The organism is Alkalihalobacillus sp. NPDC127517, assembly GCF_050276055.1.
In the GTDB taxonomy this organism is placed as follows: domain Bacteria; phylum Bacillota; class Bacilli; order Bacillales; family Bacillaceae_D; genus Alkalicoccobacillus.
In genome coordinates, this window is sequence record NZ_JBNNQX010000012.1 from 55,918 (window position 1) to 71,526 (window position 15,609).

Sequence of the window (15,609 nt, forward strand, 5' to 3'; positions counted from 1 at the left end):
AAGGAGCCATTTATCTATGATAGAACCTGATCAGTTTCTTGAAACCCTTTACAATAAGAGAAACCAAACCGTGCTAGAGCCTTCTTTGGCTAGAATGGAGTTAGAGAAGCTTTTAGGAGATGTTCCTGATCCGAGTTTGGATGTGGACTTAACGAAATTAGAAACAGTCGAATGTATCGGGTACACAAGAGAGCGTTTTCGGTTTAAAGCAAGTGATGATTTGTTTATCCCTTTTTATGTGTTAACACCACATACAACAAGTCAAACGAAAATTTCGAGTATTCTAGCCCTACACGGCCATGGATATGGAAGTAGAGAGCTGATTGGCTTGAACGCAGATAATACTGAAGAAGAAGAAACAGGTATTCATCAGCAGTTAGCCGTTCAACTTGTCCAGAAAGGGTTTAAAGTATTTGCACCTGAAATCTTAGGATTCGGTGATCGCAGACTTAAACAAGATAAGGAAGAGGATAACAAAAACTCTTGCTTTGCACTCGCGGCTGCTTTTATGATGTCTGGTTCTACCCTAGCTGGTATGAGAGTGTTTGAAGCAAGACGAATGATCGATGTCATGGCTACGTTTCCTGACGTAAATGAAGAACAAATTGGACTAATAGGATTCTCAGGTGGTGGACTTGTTTCAGCATTGGTTTCAGCACTGGATACCAGAGCAAAAGCAACTGTATTAACAGGTTTCGCGAACACATTTAAAGATAGTATTCTCGATCGTAATCATTGCTTGGATAATTACATACCAGGCATACTCTCCATTGGAGAGCAGCCCGATTTACTTCGACTCGTAGCGCCGAGAGCTTTATTTTTAGAAGCGGGAGACGAAGATAAGGTATTCCCACTAAGCGGTGTGGAGACAGCCATTAAACAGGTTGTAGACGTGTATAAAGAAAATAATATGCAGGATCAGTTTGATCACGATATTTTCTCAGGTGGTCATATTATTAATGGGCGTAAATTTATCGATTGGTTTGAACGGGTGTTGACGAATTGAAAATACAAAAAAGACTGATGACGAAAATCATCAGTCTTTTCATTTTCGAATTAGCATCTACAGTTTTAATTAAATCTTCTTACTAAACCCCGTGCTTTTAGCCTGAAAGCCCATTTTCTCATAGAAGGCATGCGCGGCTGCTCGTTCTCCTCGATTTCCGCTGTTTAACACTAGGGTGTGTATACCTTGAGACAGGGCCCAGTCTTCAATGGCTGTAATTAACGCTTTTCCAACACCATTCCTTCGTACGTTTTCGTCAACCACAAAGGCAACAATTCGGACGTATTGACCGGTCGCCTCGTAAAAGAGACCACGATGTAGGCCGGCAAAGCCGATACATTGATTGTTTGATTCCACAATCAATGTATGATAATCAGTATTCTTTGAAAGTGTTTCGAACCTGGCAACTAGATCATCCTCAGTTGTTGGATAGCCAAGCTGTTCCATTAAATGAACTAGTTTTTTTGGGTCGTTTTTGTCTATAGGTCTAATATTCAACATGTAACTCCTTTCATTAACTCGCTTCATTTTTCTGGAGACGGTACATCTGGGCGTAGGATCCATCAAGCTTCATTAGTTCATCATGGTTTCCTTGTTCAACAATCTCACCACGGTTTAGAACTAGGATCTGATCGGCATCCTGGATGGTGGAGAGCCGGTGAGCGATGATAAATGTAGTCCGACCCGTCTTTAAGGATTCCATACCCTTCTGGATCATTCCTTCCGTTTCCGTATCGATGCTTGATGTGGCTTCATCTAAAACAAGGATAGCAGGGTCGGCAACAAGGGCACGCGCAAAGCTTATCAATTGTCTTTGGCCACTTGAAAGTGTATTTCCTTTTTCCTGAACTTCTTCATCAAGCCCATTTGGTAAGCTGTTAAATAGCTCCGTTCCACCAACCAAATCGATCGCACGCTCAATTTGTTCTCTTGAGATATCAGGGTTTTCCATTGCTACATTTGAAGCAATGGTTCCGGTGAAAAGATACGGTTCCTGTAAGACGATACCCATGTGTTCTCGTAATCCTTGAGGGGGAATATCTTTTGTGCTTTTGCCATCAATCAGAATTTCACCTTTTTGACAATCGTAGAAACGGAAGAGTAGATTCATGATGGAGCTTTTACCAGATCCGGTATGTCCAACGAGAGCGATTGTTTCCCCAGGCTCTGCTTTAAATGTTAGATCCTTTAAAACATATTCCTCGTCTTTGTACGCAAATGATACATGATTAAACGCCACTTCTCCGCGAGGTCGATCAATCATAGAATCATCAACATTGGTTCCGTCTTTATCCATTAATTCAAACACACGGTCACCAGATACACGTGCTTGTTCTAGATTGGCAAGCTGATTCACAATTTGGCTTACTGGTTCAAACAATCGGTTTACATAATCAACAAACGCATAGATCACTCCAAGTGTTAGAAAGCTAGACCAGCCGCCGCCTCCAACTCCACCCATTATGACAACAATTAATGCGACAAAAACAAGGTTTCTAAGCACACCTGTTAAGTTATGGGACGTTAATGAATTTAGGCGAAGCATGTTTGTTTGGAATCCATAGTGCTCCTTATTCAAGCGCTCAAATTCTGTGGACTGCTGATTCTCTCGATTAAAGGCTTGAATAATCGGCATGCCTTGGATGTTTTCGTTCATAGCAGCGTTAATTTCACTAATCTTCGAGCGAATGTTTCGGTTATAAGTAACTGAATACTTTCGGTAAAGCTTCATCCAAAGGAACAAGATAGGAAGCAGGACAAGTGTAATCAAACCAAGCCTGACATCTAATAGGAATAAGGCAATGTACACTCCGATAATTGAAATGGCACTTGAGAAGAAGTTAGCCAAAACCGTCATATATAGCTCGCGAATCGCTTCGGTATCGTTTGTCACACGAGAAACAATTTTACCCGCTGGAAGATGATCAAAAAATCGAACGGGTAAGCGAGACAAATGATTAAATGCATCTGTGCGAATTCGCTGGATAATGCGGTTTGCTGACTTTTGCAACAAGTATCTTTGACCGTATTGGAAAAAGGAAGAGCCAACAATGAGTGCTAGGTACAGTCCAAGTAGCATCACGATCGGTCGAATCTCTGGTTGATAAAAAGCCATGACTTCATCAGTTGAAAGAGTTTGGGCAGGTACTTCAACTGTACCATCTGAATTTGTTACTTGAATGAATCCGTCCTGGTACACAAAATCTCCGTCTGGTAAGGGGTTGGATGTAACATAAAAGTCCATTCCATCTTGATGAACATAGATAGCTTCCCCTGTGTGTTCAGCAGATGATATATTGCTACTGCGAGTGTAAGTCGTTCCTTCATATGTAACAGATTGAGTTCCTCCATCTGTTACATACCACGCTTCATCAATACTAGAAATGTGATTATCAATAATAGTCTTAGCGATGAATGGACCAGTTAATGATGCAGCTACCGACACGCTTAGTAGGAGTAAGGCAATGATGATCGTGTTTTTACTTGTGAGTGCATATTGATATAAGCGTTTTTCTGTACTCATGGATTACACCTCCTGTTCCATTCCTCTTGTTTGTTCCCGAACCTGTTCAAAATACCAGCCACGTTCGTTCATTAATTCATTATGAGTGCCAAGCTCAGCTTTTTCTCCATTTTCTAGAACAAGGATCTGATCTGCTTGTTCTACTGCTGACATTCGATGAGCGGTGATAATGGTCGTTAACCCCTGACGTACCGCACGTAGGTTCGTGATTATTTTTGCTTCTGTTTTAGCATCAACCGCTGACAACGAGTCATCAAGAATTAAAATAGGCGGCGCTGCGATGAGTGCACGAGCAATTGAAATTCGTTGCTTCTGCCCTCCTGATAAAGAGACCCCATTCTCGCCAACGAGTGTATCAAGTCCGTCCGGCAGGAAGGATAAATCCTGGTCAAAGGCAGAGATTCGTATCGCCTCATTCAGTTCATGCTCGGTCGCATCTGGCTTACCAAACAATATGTTTTCTCTGACTGTTTTTGAAAATAAGATATGGTCCTGAGGGACGTAGCCAATCTTCTGTCTTACCTGCCATTTGCTTTGTGCCGTAATCAGCTGTTTTCCAACATGAACTTCGCCATTTCCTGCTGGATAGTATTTAAGCAACTGCTTAATAAACGTAGACTTACCACTACCTGTTTTTCCTACAACACCAATGGTTTCTCCCGATTGAATCATAATGGAGAGGTCCTTTAGTTGTTTCTGGCTGGAGGAAGGGTAGCCGAATGTGACATGATTAAATGTTACGTTTGCTAAAGAATCTGGTTCAGTTGAATTCTTAGGATCAGGTACAGCCTGCTCGACCGCCAAGGTTTGATCCACTCGCTGCAAGGAAGCAGCGCCTCGTTGCATAATGTTAATCAGCTCTCCAATTGCAAACATCGGCCAAATCATCATGCCAAGATACACGTTAAAGGTAATCAGCTGACCTAATGTAATGGTTTGGGCAAACACAAGATAGGAACCATAACCAAGACCAATTACATAGCTTAGCGCAACAACAATGTTAACGACTGGCTCAAAAAACGATTCAATTTTAGCAACTTCAAGATTACGTTTATACACGTCTTCACTCATATTTAAGAATTTATTCTCATCATGTCGTTCCCGTCTGAACGCTCGAATGACTCGCATCCCAGCAACGGATTCTAGCACGCGTCCATTCAAAGATCCGAATGCTTCCTGTGCCTTTGTAAAACGAGCGTGGATTTTAATGCCAAGGATGGAGATCATGATTCCAATCAAAGGAAGTGGAAGGACAGCCGCGAGAGTGAGCTTCCAGTCAACGAGAATCATCATGGCCCCCAGTATAATGAGCATGAATACAATCGAATCAACTAACGTCAAGATTCCAAAGCCAGCAGTCATACTCACTGCTTTTAAATCATTTGTTCCTTGAGCCATTAAGTCTCCTGTTTTTCGTTTTTCATAAAATGGAATATCCATTCGCAATAAGTGACTCATAAATCTAGAGCGTAATTTCCGTTCAACAAGTAAGGCCCCACCAAAGAGTTTTGACATCCAAATATACGTTAGTCCGTAACTGGTAAAGGCAATGACCAAAAACACACCGATGTACATGAGTCCTCTGTCTACAGTAAGCGCACCACCTTGAAAGTCATCAACGATTAAGCCAAGTATTCGAGCAGGCATTAAATCGATAAAACTAACAATGATGAGTAGAATAATAGCGACGGTATACCGTCTCCATTGCTCCTTAAAAAACCATGATAATTGACTAAACACACGCAACACGAGCAACACATCCCCTGCAATTTAAATAAAAAGACAAAACAAAAAGGAGCACCGCTATACACGGTACTCCTGAATAAATGAGTTCATTGTAAGCTGTCGTGACACACAGCTCACCTACATCCTAAAGGCTAGGAAAAAATAAATGTAGTATGGGCGGAGCTGTGTGAGTATGAAATTAGTGTATGATGTGGATGTACGTTTTCCATGACTCTTCGCTCCTTCCTTTTAATATCTTGAATGTTTTTAATCTTCTTCATTCTAACGAGACTCTTTCCAGATAGCAACAGTTTTTTACAATAATCAATGCAAAATATTCTTGCAAACATCGACAGAGTGAGTTATGGTTTAATTGAGAATGATTATTAGTGAGCTTTAATAGGAGGAACATAGATGAAGATTGATGAGATTATCCGTAATAGACGTTCCATTACAAGTTTTAAATCAGATCCGGTATCAACAGAGGAAATCGTTGATCTACTTGAAGTGGCAAAATGGGCACCAAATCATAAGATGACTGAGCCGTGGCGCTTTCTTTTATATAATGGAGAAGGAACAGAAACGTTTGTTCAAGCATTTATTGATGCACAGCCAGCTCCAAATGGAGAGGTATCAGAAGGCGTAAAAAGAAAGGCAGATCATTTTCGCTCGATTCCAGCGCATCTGGTGGTGATTATGCCAGAAGACCCTCGCCAAAAAACATGGGATGAAGATCATGCAGCTGTGAGTGCACTGATCCAAAACTTCCAACTAGCAGCTTGGGCGCGTGACATTGGCATGATTTGGCGTTCCAACGATTGGATCTATAATCCAGCCTTCAGAGAGAAAATTGGTGTGAAGCCTGGAGAAAAGATCGTTGCTACTCTTATGCTTGGATATATTAAAGATGTACCAAAAGCGAAGAAGCGTACAGATATTCGCGAAAAACTAACGATTATAGACCAACAACAATAAAAAGATGGTAAGGCCGAATGATTCTAAGTGAGAGTCATTCGGTTTTTTGTATGAAATTGATTTGGATGTGTTTATTAGACAGACTGATAGATGTATGTTCTCTTTATCATGATGTTATTGTGTAGATACTCTTGGTAAAAGTCTACACGAATTTCTTTGACAAAAAACGCCAATAAGTCTATAAGAATGTGATAAACTGTTTTCAGATACATAGATCGATTACTTTAGGCATCGAAAGGTGAGATAGACATGCGTCATACACGAAAAGGATTGATTGTGACAGGTCTCGCAACAAGCTTCCTTTTAACAGGTTGTTTTGGAGATGAGCCTGACCCAAAAGAAACACTGAATGCATTTTTAGAAAATTGGTCAGCTGAACAATTTGAAGAAATGTATGCAAAGCTTGATGAAGCAACAAAACAAAATGTAACGCAGGATGAATATATAGAACGAATGACGATACTGTATGAACAGATGCAGGCAAACTCGCTGCAACTGGAAGCGGTTTACCCAGATAATGAGGAGGAGGACGAGCCGGAGGATGGTGTTTACACTGTTCCTTTAAATGTAGAGATCACAACGTCAATTGGTGAGCTTGCGTTTGAAGAAGATATCTCGTTAACTCTTGAAGAGCAAGAAGAGGGAGAAAACTGGGTCGTTAATTGGCAGGATACGCTCGTCTATCCTTCATTATCTGAAGGAGGCGGATTTGAGCTTGCTTCTATTCAGCCCACTCGTGGGGAGATTTTTGATCGGAACGGGAATGGACTTGCAGTTAATGGTGAGGTTTTGCAGATAGGTAGTGTGCCTGGAAGAATTGAGGACCGAGAAGAATTTGTTAGTGAGTTTTCTGAAGTCACTGGCGTATCGCGTGAAACGATTGAGTCAAGGCTCGATCAATCTTGGGTAACGGACGAAGCTTTTGTACAAATTCACTTTGCTCCAGCTTCCCAAATTGAATGGGCTCAAGAGGAATTAAGAGATGGTATTCCCGGTGCAAGCTACGAAGTTCATGAAGGGCGCGAATACCCATACGGTGAAAGTGCCGCTCACATAACTGGATACATTCGTGACATTACAGCGGAGCAGCTTGAGGAATTTAAAGATAAGGGCTATGGTCCAAACGATAAGCTAGGCCAAACGGGACTTGAGCGGGCATATGAAGAACGACTTCGAGGCAAAAGTGGGGGCGTTCTTTACACAAAAAATGGTGATGATAGAGAAGAGGCTATCCTCGAGACAGAGGCAGAGGATGGGGAAGACATTACGCTGACGATCGACATGGAGTTACAACAGGAAATCTCTGATGAAATAGGAGATGACTCTGGTACAGCAACAGCCATTCATCCGACAAATGGTCAGGTGCTGGCACTCGTTAGTAAGCCTTCCATTGATCCGAATTTATCTTCATTTGGATTAACACAAAGGCAGCGTGAAGATTTAGGAACAGAGGATGAGCCTCAATTAAATCGCTTTGCTCAAACCTATTCACCGGGATCAACCTTCAAGCTGTTAACAGCAGCTATGGGTCTTGAAGCAGGGACACTTGATCCAAATGAAACGATGGATGTAGATGGATTAAGCTGGCAACCAGAAGGCTCCGATTGGGGAGGCTATGATGTCATACGTGTTCATGATTACGAAGAACCTGTTGACCTTCGTAAGGCATTAGTTTATTCCGATAACATCTACTTTGCCCAGCAGGCCCTAAGCTTAGGCGAAGAAGAATTTACAAATCGAGCGAATGAGTTTGGATTTGGAGAAGAGCTTCCGATTCCGCTGTTCCATACATCGACATTAATGGCTGAGGACAGTATGGCAAACGATATTCAGCTTGCGGATAGTGGGTATGGTCAGGGACAAATTCAAATGAACCCTCTTCATCTCGGATTAACGTATACTACTTTAGTGAATGAAGGAAATATGATTAAACCGGTTTTGGAGCTTGATGATGAGGCAGGAGTATGGAAAGAGGGGCTCATGACACCAGATCATGCAGAGCTACTTCAACAGGATCTAGTGGATGTTCTTGAAGATCCTCTAGGAACAGCAAGAGCTGCTGCAGTTGATGGCGTGCGAATTGCAGGAAAAACGGGAACGGCTGAACTGAAGGCAACAAGAGATGATCCGGGTAAGGAACATGGTTGGTTTGTCGCGCTTGAGGCAAATGACGCCCCTGAGCTACTTGTTGTCATGATGATTGATGATGTGAGTGATAAGGGGGGAAGCGGATACGTGGTTGATAAAGTCGCTCCAATCCTAGAATCAAATCTTCGCTAAGTCAGTCACTTTTCATAGGCAAATAGCATAGCATACATGGATTGCCCTAACAGGGAGGGAAGTACATGTATCCAATGAATCAATCAAGACAATTCAGACGTCCCGGGTATGGTCGTCCTCCATTTGGAGGTTTTGGAGGGTTTGGTGGTGGATTTGGCGGCGGGTTGCTAGGTGGATTCCTAGGAGGTTTTGCTGGAAGTACGCTTTTCCAGCCTCAACCATACGGTTATTATTATCCTCCTTACCCGTATCCCTATCCGCCATACTCACCGTACCCTTATCCATATTACCGGTCATAGTAAAAAGGCTGTCAGAACACTGACAGCCTTTTTTTAGTAATAACCGACTCCACCAATAATAACAAATAGGATGAAGAGAAGAACAATCAATGCGAAGAAGAATCCTGTACCTCCGCCTTTTTTGTAACCTGGATAGCCACAAGGCTGACAAGGAGCGCCGTAGCCGTAATATGGTTGACCATAGTATGGCTGAGCGTATCCTCCACCATAGTAACCCATATGAATATACCACCTTTCCTTTTAGTACAACATATGGAATGGTTCTATGATTGGTGTATCCTGTATGAAGAATTAGGCGAGTCTTGAACTAGTTTTGAAAGTAGACTTGAATACCATCATGAATGGCGTTAGCTGAGTTTTCTCTAAAGCTTGAAGACTTCATTCGTTCAGCTTCATCAGCATTTGTGATGAAACCGAGCTCGAGTAATGTGGCAGGCATTGCTGTATTACGTAATACACTAAAGTTGGCATCCTTCACACCACGATCGCGAGTGCCTAGTTGACTCACGAGCTCGTTTTGAATGTTTCCAGCAAGGCGTCGTCCATTTGAACTTGTTGGAAAGTGATACGATTCTGTTCCGGTAGCACTTGTCGCTGCGGCTGCATTTGCATGAATACTAACAAAAATATCTGCATTGGCCCGATTGGCGATAGCTGCCCGTTCTTCAAGAGCGATAAATTGGTCAGATGAGCGTGTCATAATGACGTTGGCTCCAGATGCTCGAAGCTTGTCCGCTGCTCGTTGCCCCACATCAAGAACAACATCCTTTTCCTGCAGTCCATTTGCAACAGCACCTGGATCATTTCCACCATGACCTGGATCAATAACAACTGTTTGTCCAGCTACTGAGGCTGCGTTTCCACCACTTGATGTTCCAGTTGAAAGGTATTCTGTTGCTATGTAGCCAGTTTGTCCATTATAATCAATCGATGCCCAACCACTTTTGGCATCTACGTATGTAACCTTTTCTCCACTAGAGAGTGATCCAATGATCTGACTTGATGTACTAGGTTCTGCACGTACATTTAATGTGCCCTCAACATTTACAACCCCAGTTTGTGAAGCATGTGCTAAAGCAGGTGCTACTATGGATCCGACCATGAATAGTAAAAATAGTAGACCGGCAAGACGATTTGATTGTTTCACAGATTCAACTCCTTTTTCGCTTTAATATGAGAATGTGGGTTCATTATACAGAACCATGTGATGGTTTCAAAGAATGCGAGAAACGTAGTAAAAACGTAGAAAGAGTCGAAGGTCCTGCTTTGTTACGCTTTTCATGTCAAGTTAAAAGCCTGTAACAGATCAGGGGTTTGAAGGGGGAGACGGCTTTGCAGGAAACAAATGAATCTTGGGAAAAATGCGAAGAGATTAATACCTGCTTCAAGGACTATGAATAAACAGTTATTGGATAATAGAATATACAAAAGAACGGTTTTAAAAAAACTAGCAAAACAGCATGATTTAAGAACAAAAGAGGATGTGTGCAGATGTATGTAAAGGTTACTCTTTACCTATTAATTGGATTGGCTGTTTTATATGTTCTTTTTTTACAGATTAAAATTTATCAATATAGTCATCAGGAACAACCAGATCAAGCAGATTATTTAATTATTCTTGGGGCAAGAGTTAAAGGAGAGAAGCCATCGTTAAGTCTTCAATATCGAATTGATGCAGCAGCCGAGTATCTTCTTAAAAATGAGCAAACGATTGCAATTGCATCCGGTGGACAAGGACCTGATGAGGGAATATCTGAGGCATTGGCGATACAACGGGGACTTGTACTGCTTGGTGTTGAAGAGGAACGGATTTATTTAGAGGATCGTTCAACCTCTACATATGAAAACCTCCAATTTTCAAAGGAGTTCATTGATGACTCACACTCAAAGGGGATTGTAGTGAGCAACAGCTTTCACTTATATCGAGCTGTTCTTATGGCTGAAGATCAAGACCTTGACGTAACAGGACTTCCTGGTAAAACCCCAAGAATCTCAGTGGTGCAAATGCATCTCAGAGAATACGCGGCCCTAACGAAACTATATCTTGACTTGTTGTTGAAATAGAGAGGATATAAAAAGAAGGCAAGTGATTCTGTGATGGAATCATTTGCCTTTGTCTTATTTCTATCACTTCACCGACATGGGCAGATGAATCGTAAATTGATCTTTCTCCAATTCAGTGTCTTTATAAAAGTTGTATTGATCAAGAAAAGGGGAGTACGTTTTAACGGTTACCTCTGTACTATTTGAAGGAATGGATAAAAGACGTAGATAGCCTTGGCCACCCATTGGACCACTTTGGTAATCGGCAAGTAACTGATACACAGTGCGATCAGGGATGCCATCTCCATCATCATCAAAACGATCCACTTTTTTATTCGCACCGTGATAGTGTCCACATAATACGACGTTTATGTTAGCATGTTTCGCGACAAGCTCTTTAAAAAGAAACTCGCCTTGTTCAGATCGGGTTCCATCTGCTTTTAAATACTCATGCACATTTAAAAATACCAGTCGTTCTGGATAGTCGTTAAGGACTGAATGTGCCCACTTAAGATCCTTTTCTGTCATGCCCCATCCTAAATAAAGCATGAGTAAGTCTCGATCTCCGACTGTGACAAGGTCAAAATGATTTCGATTATTTTGATCCGTTCCTGCAAATTCCTTTTGATGCTTAAATCGTTTTTCACCAAAATAATGGGTATACTTCTCATAATCAACTCTGGAATGACCGACATCATGATTTCCAGCAAGAACGCCGTAAGGAACCTGTGAATGATCAAGCTTCTTTAAGGCTTTATGTGCCGTTTTCCATTGATCTTTTTCTTGATATTGGTCAATAATATCACCTGTATGGACGGCATATTTAATTTGATGTGAGACTTGGTTTTCCTTTATCCATTCGGTCATCTTAAAAAAAATCTCTGGATAGTCTTTTGCGTAATACTGTGTATCCGTCATCCAGACTATGGTGTCGGATGTTGAACTTGCTTCTGCGTGATCCACTGATGATTGACAGATCGTTATCGTGCTTACAATAAAGAAAACTAAACAGATGCGACTTCCCATTAGCGTAATCTTTTTCAACCCTGCACCTCCATTCATGACCTTAGGATGAACAGGACGAGGGATGGTTATGTATAATCAGTTATGAAGATATGCAAAGTATCGTCATTGATCTAAATTATATTTCTCTGTTAGATACTGAATGAACTCTCCTGATTGAAAATCTTCAACTAACGCGTCTAAAAAAGTATAATACAGTAGAGACTCTTTGGTTTTTTTGATCATTCGTAAGGCTTCGTGATAATCGGCTTCTGACTCAGAAGCATTTAGCATGGATTCATATTTAACTTGAGCTTCTTGAATGGTAAGTGCGTTTTTTTGAACGTCATTTTTCCAAAGCTTTGTAAAAAAAGCAGAAAAGATTTGAATGAAATCTCCTCTCGTTTGATAAAGGTCTTTACGCTCTTCTCTTCTATATACACGCTCAATGAGCCTATCATCTAAAAGTCTCCGTACACCAAGACTCATACTTCCTTTACTCATCCCCGTTTGCTCTCTTAAATCATCCAGGGTCATCGGTCCGTTGTGTAGATAGAGTGCAGAATAGATTTGCCCAACCGAGCGACTGCCTCCATACATTTCAACCGTTTCTGCCATGCTTTTTTTTATCATTTGATGAATAGCAATTATGTCATCACTTGGGTTAAGATTGTTCATTGTAAAATCACCTCATGTTTATGAAAAAGATGAATGACTTTCATCGTTTAGTAGCCATAGTATAAACATGAGCTAATTCAAAAATCAATGCATGTTAAATATATGGGATGAATTCCATCTTAAAGGAGACTCGCTTGTATATTTCTTTTTCATTAAGGTTGTCTCTTTCTTTTGCCTGATAGTGGGGGTCATGGTACGATAGACCTTAGAATTAGATAGGAGGCAAGACGATGGAAGAACTAAATCAATGGTTTGAAAAAGGATTAAGTCGCTACGCATATATCCACTCCATGCAAGTGAATCAAGAGAATCTATTAAAAATATATAACTCTTTTCATTTAGATCCATTTGAAAAGGAATCCCTACAATTGCTGCAACCAAAGAAATACCGAGCACTTATTATCACTGCAGATTGGTGTGGCGATGCCATGGTTAATCTTCCTATCTTCATGAGAATTGCAGACGAAGCTTTAATTGAGACACGGTATTTTATTCGTGATGATCATTTAGAACTAATGGACCAGTATTTAACAAATGGAACAGCAAGGTCTATTCCAATCATCGTCCTTATTGATCAGGATGGCAAAGAAGTCATGAGATGGGGTCCACGAGCACCAGAGCTTGAAGAATTTGTGGCAGAGAAAAAAGCTCAGTTGCCTGAAAAGGAAGCAGATGGTTTTGAAGCTGCATTTAAACAGTTTGTTAAAGAAATGACAAGCACTTATACACAGGACCATACGAGCTGGGACTGGATAAAAAATGATCTTTTAAAGGCTCTTCAAAAAACGGTTTAAACCTGGCGACGAGGCTAGGACAAGCTAAGTGAGACGAACGATCCCTAAGTGGGGCCGTTCGTTGTTTGTATAGAGTGAATCGTACCCGCTTACATATACGTTAACTCATTGAATACACAAGATCTTGATTTGTTTGATATGAGAGGAGGCAGCTTATGCATGCAGCAAAACAAATAGAAACGATAATTGAAAATATCGAGCGTGTGGTTGTTGGAAAACGAAAAGAAATCAGCCTGAGCTTAGTTGCAATACTTGCAGGGGGGCATGTACTTCTTGAGGATGTACCTGGAGTTGGTAAAACAGTGATGGTAAAAGCCATTGCCAAATCATTCGGAGCACATTTCAAACGAATTCAATTCACTCCGGACCTTCTACCGTCTGATGTAACAGGCGTGTCGATCTATAATCAAAAGTCACAAGAGTTTGAATTTAGAAGAGGTCCGATTATGGCAAACATTGTTCTTGCTGATGAAATTAATCGTACCTCACCAAAAACACAATCATCCTTGCTTGAAGCGTTAGAGGAAGGTCACGTTACAATTGATGGCGACACACATGCAATTGATCAGCCATTTTTCGTTCTGGCTACACAAAACCCAATTGAATACGCAGGAACCTTTCCTTTACCAGAAGCGCAGTTAGACCGTTTCCTACTAAAAATTAAGCTAGGGTATCCAACCCCAAGTGAAGAATTAGACATACTAAATCGCCTGGAGAACCAACACCCACTCGATCAGATTACCCCAGTACTGGATACAGCCGACCTATTACAGCTCCGAGCGCAAGTGGGATCTATTTATATTGATGAAGCCATGAAGTCCTACCTTGTTCAAATTGTGCAAGAAACAAGAAACGATGAATTGATTAGTCTTGGGGTTAGTCCGCGTGGCTCAATTGCTCTATTAAAGGCAGCGAAAGCACTTGCACTGGTAAATGGGAGAGATTATGTTCTACCAGACGATATTAAGTACCTGGCTGCTCCAGTACTTGCTCACCGAATGACGCTTTCAACACAAGCACGAATGAGCGGAGTGACAACACACGAAGTCATTGAAAAATTGATTAATCGAATTGGGGTTCCTGTTCCAAAAAGGAGGCTTACTTCTTCGTGAGGAAGAGGCGACATCTCATTCAAACGATGTTAAAAGGACTAGCAGCAATTCTCGTCGTAGGAGGTTGTTTCACTTATGCAATGTTCCAAGGAGGATTTGTTAGTTGGTTCTTATTTTATAGCGTGATCATTGTAGGACTTATTATGACCATCTCGATACTCTTTCCAGCTGTCTTTACCCCAAACCGAACATTAGCTAGGACAACGTGTTACTCAGGTGAAGCGGTGGAGGTTACAATTACAGTTAAGAAACATAGGTTTCAGCCTTTTATGTATTTAACTGTGGAAGATTCTGTTCCTTCTCATATAGGGCAGGTAACAGATACGCGAGCTATGTTCTTTTTCACAACCGCTAAGACCTTATCCTTCACGTATCGTCTATCGAACCTAAAGAGGGGGTGTTATGATTTTCATGACATTCACCTAACATCAAGTGATTTCTTTGGATGGTTCGAAAAAAGACAAAAGGTAAATGTTGATACAGAGCTTGTTGTGTATCCTAGGTACCATAAAATAGGAGATATCCAGGCCTTTCAAACGCCAAATCATTCAAACGGAGTCTCAGCAACATCTTCGTTAAAAGATGAAGAGCGATCCCTAGCGGGTGTCAGGAGGTACGTTCCAGGAGACCGGTTAACAAGTATTAATTGGAAGCAATCAGCGAGAAGAAAAGAACTCATGACCAAAGAATTTGAAACCTACGAAGGCAAGCGAACGATTATCGCGTTTGATCCGTATCGGCAAACGGTCACACCTAAACAGTTTGAAGATGTTGTGGAACAGGTAGCATCCATTGCATCTACATTTATTCAAGCAAATGTTGATAGTCAGATCGCAGCCTATCATAACAATCAGCATTGGATGATTGAAGACTTGCAAGCTCATACATGGGAAAGGGTGTTGAGGATGCTTGCAACGATTGAATCGAATCACCAACCAGCCCCGTCGATTCACCCAATTTATAGTCAATGGACCAATCAAACGGTTATCTATATATGTGCTGAGTTGGATCAAAAGGTGATTCATACGATTGAAAGGCTAGCTTTGGAGAAAATCGATGTAAAGGTCTGTCTTTTAGAGTTTGAGCCTGAGCAAGTTAGCTTGGCAGAACAGCTTCGTGTAAAAGGCATTGAACCGATCTACATGACGTCTTAGCAAGGAGGAAGGTATCT

At 41.3% G+C, this 15,609-nt stretch carries 15 protein-coding genes; 8 read left to right on the forward strand and 7 right to left on the reverse strand.

From position 1 onward, the window contains the following. Window positions 1-16: 16 nt before the first annotated feature. Window positions 17-1,006: a dienelactone hydrolase family protein gene (locus ACQKKO_RS16580; protein ID WP_498649130.1), complete on the forward strand. Its 990-nt coding sequence runs from the start codon at window positions 17-19 to the stop codon at window positions 1,004-1,006. Window positions 1,007-1,075: 69 nt separating this feature from the next. Here ACQKKO_RS16580 and ACQKKO_RS16585 read toward each other — a convergent pair whose 3' ends face one another. From ACQKKO_RS16585 to ACQKKO_RS16595, 3 genes are read right to left on the reverse strand one after another with little or no spacing between them, the layout of a single operon-like run. Then, window positions 1,076-1,507, reverse strand: a complete 432-nt coding sequence (locus tag ACQKKO_RS16585; RefSeq protein WP_498649131.1) for a GNAT family N-acetyltransferase — start codon at window positions 1,505-1,507, stop codon at window positions 1,076-1,078. A gap of 13 nt (window positions 1,508-1,520) precedes the next feature. Next, window positions 1,521-3,530 carry an ABC transporter ATP-binding protein gene (locus ACQKKO_RS16590; RefSeq protein ID WP_498649133.1) on the reverse strand — a complete coding sequence of 670 codons (2,010 nt, stop codon included), beginning with the start codon at window positions 3,528-3,530 and terminating at the stop codon, window positions 1,521-1,523. Between the two features lie 3 nt (window positions 3,531-3,533). After that, complete coding sequence (locus tag ACQKKO_RS16595) at window positions 3,534-5,279, reverse strand: ABC transporter ATP-binding protein (protein WP_498649136.1); 1,746 nt, start codon at window positions 5,277-5,279, stop codon at window positions 3,534-3,536. 390 nt (window positions 5,280-5,669) lie between these two features. Here ACQKKO_RS16595 and ACQKKO_RS16600 point away from each other — a divergent pair, with 390 nt between their 5' ends. From ACQKKO_RS16600 to ymaG, 3 genes are all read left to right on the forward strand, one after another. Continuing rightward, the gene (locus tag ACQKKO_RS16600) at window positions 5,670-6,230 is read left to right on the forward strand and encodes a nitroreductase family protein (protein WP_498649139.1); all 561 of its coding nucleotides are present in this window, start codon (window positions 5,670-5,672) and stop codon (window positions 6,228-6,230) included. 249 nt (window positions 6,231-6,479) lie between these two features. After that, window positions 6,480-8,510: a penicillin-binding transpeptidase domain-containing protein gene (locus tag ACQKKO_RS16605; RefSeq protein WP_498649140.1), complete on the forward strand. Its 2,031-nt coding sequence runs from the start codon at window positions 6,480-6,482 to the stop codon at window positions 8,508-8,510. A gap of 65 nt (window positions 8,511-8,575) precedes the next feature. Then, on the forward strand, window positions 8,576-8,809 hold the full coding sequence (gene ymaG / locus ACQKKO_RS16610) for an inner spore coat protein YmaG (protein WP_343129694.1): 234 nt from the start codon (window positions 8,576-8,578) through the stop codon (window positions 8,807-8,809). Between the two features lie 33 nt (window positions 8,810-8,842). On the opposite strand, the gene ACQKKO_RS16615 is transcribed toward ymaG, so the two are convergent. Further along, a complete protein-coding gene (locus ACQKKO_RS16615; protein WP_498649142.1) occupies window positions 8,843-9,028 on the reverse strand; it encodes a YjcZ family sporulation protein in 186 nt (61 codons plus the stop codon). A gap of 88 nt (window positions 9,029-9,116) precedes the next feature. After that, entirely contained in the window at window positions 9,117-9,956 is an 840-nt protein-coding gene (locus tag ACQKKO_RS16620; protein WP_498649144.1) for an N-acetylmuramoyl-L-alanine amidase family protein, read from the reverse strand. Window positions 9,957-10,300: 344 nt separating this feature from the next. Between ACQKKO_RS16620 and ACQKKO_RS16625 the strand changes: the two genes are divergently transcribed. Beyond that, window positions 10,301-10,873, forward strand: coding sequence for a YdcF family protein (locus ACQKKO_RS16625; protein WP_498649146.1), 573 nt, complete (start codon window positions 10,301-10,303; stop codon window positions 10,871-10,873). A 63-nt stretch (window positions 10,874-10,936) separates the two neighbouring features. On the opposite strand, the gene ACQKKO_RS16630 is transcribed toward ACQKKO_RS16625, so the two are convergent. Continuing rightward, the gene (locus ACQKKO_RS16630; protein ID WP_498649148.1) at window positions 10,937-11,896 is read right to left on the reverse strand and encodes a metallophosphoesterase; all 960 of its coding nucleotides are present in this window, start codon (window positions 11,894-11,896) and stop codon (window positions 10,937-10,939) included. Between the two features lie 84 nt (window positions 11,897-11,980). Then, on the reverse strand, window positions 11,981-12,532 hold the full coding sequence (locus ACQKKO_RS16635) for a GbsR/MarR family transcriptional regulator (RefSeq protein WP_498649150.1): 552 nt from the start codon (window positions 12,530-12,532) through the stop codon (window positions 11,981-11,983). A 230-nt stretch (window positions 12,533-12,762) separates the two neighbouring features. Between ACQKKO_RS16635 and ACQKKO_RS16640 the strand changes: the two genes are divergently transcribed. The 3 genes from ACQKKO_RS16640 to ACQKKO_RS16650 all read left to right on the forward strand — a co-directional run bounded on the left by ACQKKO_RS16640 (window position 12,763) and on the right by ACQKKO_RS16650 (window position 15,592). After that, window positions 12,763-13,326: a thioredoxin family protein gene (locus tag ACQKKO_RS16640; protein WP_498649151.1), complete on the forward strand. Its 564-nt coding sequence runs from the start codon at window positions 12,763-12,765 to the stop codon at window positions 13,324-13,326. Between the two features lie 155 nt (window positions 13,327-13,481). Then, complete coding sequence (locus ACQKKO_RS16645; protein WP_498649153.1) at window positions 13,482-14,438, forward strand: AAA family ATPase; 957 nt, start codon at window positions 13,482-13,484, stop codon at window positions 14,436-14,438. Further along, on the forward strand, window positions 14,435-15,592 hold the full coding sequence (locus tag ACQKKO_RS16650; protein ID WP_498649155.1) for a DUF58 domain-containing protein: 1,158 nt from the start codon (window positions 14,435-14,437) through the stop codon (window positions 15,590-15,592). Before ACQKKO_RS16645 ends, ACQKKO_RS16650 begins: the two co-directional genes overlap by 4 nt. The last annotated feature ends 17 nt before the right edge of the window (window positions 15,593-15,609 follow it).

What these genes read in the sequence shown, in the direction of transcription:
- ACQKKO_RS16600 (WP_498649139.1), top strand. Translation starts at nt 5,670, where the DNA reads ATGAAGATTGATGAGATTATCCGTAATAGACGTTCCATTACAAGTTTT.
- ACQKKO_RS16635 (WP_498649150.1), bottom strand. Translation starts at nt 12,532, where the DNA reads ATGAACAATCTTAACCCAAGTGATGACATAATTGCTATTCATCAAATG.
- ACQKKO_RS16625 (WP_498649146.1), top strand. Translation starts at nt 10,301, where the DNA reads ATGTATGTAAAGGTTACTCTTTACCTATTAATTGGATTGGCTGTTTTA.
- ACQKKO_RS16615 (WP_498649142.1), bottom strand. Translation starts at nt 9,028, where the DNA reads ATGGGTTACTATGGTGGAGGATACGCTCAGCCATACTATGGTCAACCA.
- ACQKKO_RS16580 (WP_498649130.1), top strand. Translation starts at nt 17, where the DNA reads ATGATAGAACCTGATCAGTTTCTTGAAACCCTTTACAATAAGAGAAAC.
- ACQKKO_RS16645 (WP_498649153.1), top strand. Translation starts at nt 13,482, where the DNA reads ATGCATGCAGCAAAACAAATAGAAACGATAATTGAAAATATCGAGCGT.
- ACQKKO_RS16590 (WP_498649133.1), bottom strand. Translation starts at nt 3,530, where the DNA reads ATGAGTACAGAAAAACGCTTATATCAATATGCACTCACAAGTAAAAAC.
- ACQKKO_RS16640 (WP_498649151.1), top strand. Translation starts at nt 12,763, where the DNA reads ATGGAAGAACTAAATCAATGGTTTGAAAAAGGATTAAGTCGCTACGCA.
- ACQKKO_RS16585 (WP_498649131.1), bottom strand. Translation starts at nt 1,507, where the DNA reads ATGTTGAATATTAGACCTATAGACAAAAACGACCCAAAAAAACTAGTT.
- ACQKKO_RS16605 (WP_498649140.1), top strand. Translation starts at nt 6,480, where the DNA reads ATGCGTCATACACGAAAAGGATTGATTGTGACAGGTCTCGCAACAAGC.
- ymaG (WP_343129694.1), top strand. Translation starts at nt 8,576, where the DNA reads ATGTATCCAATGAATCAATCAAGACAATTCAGACGTCCCGGGTATGGT.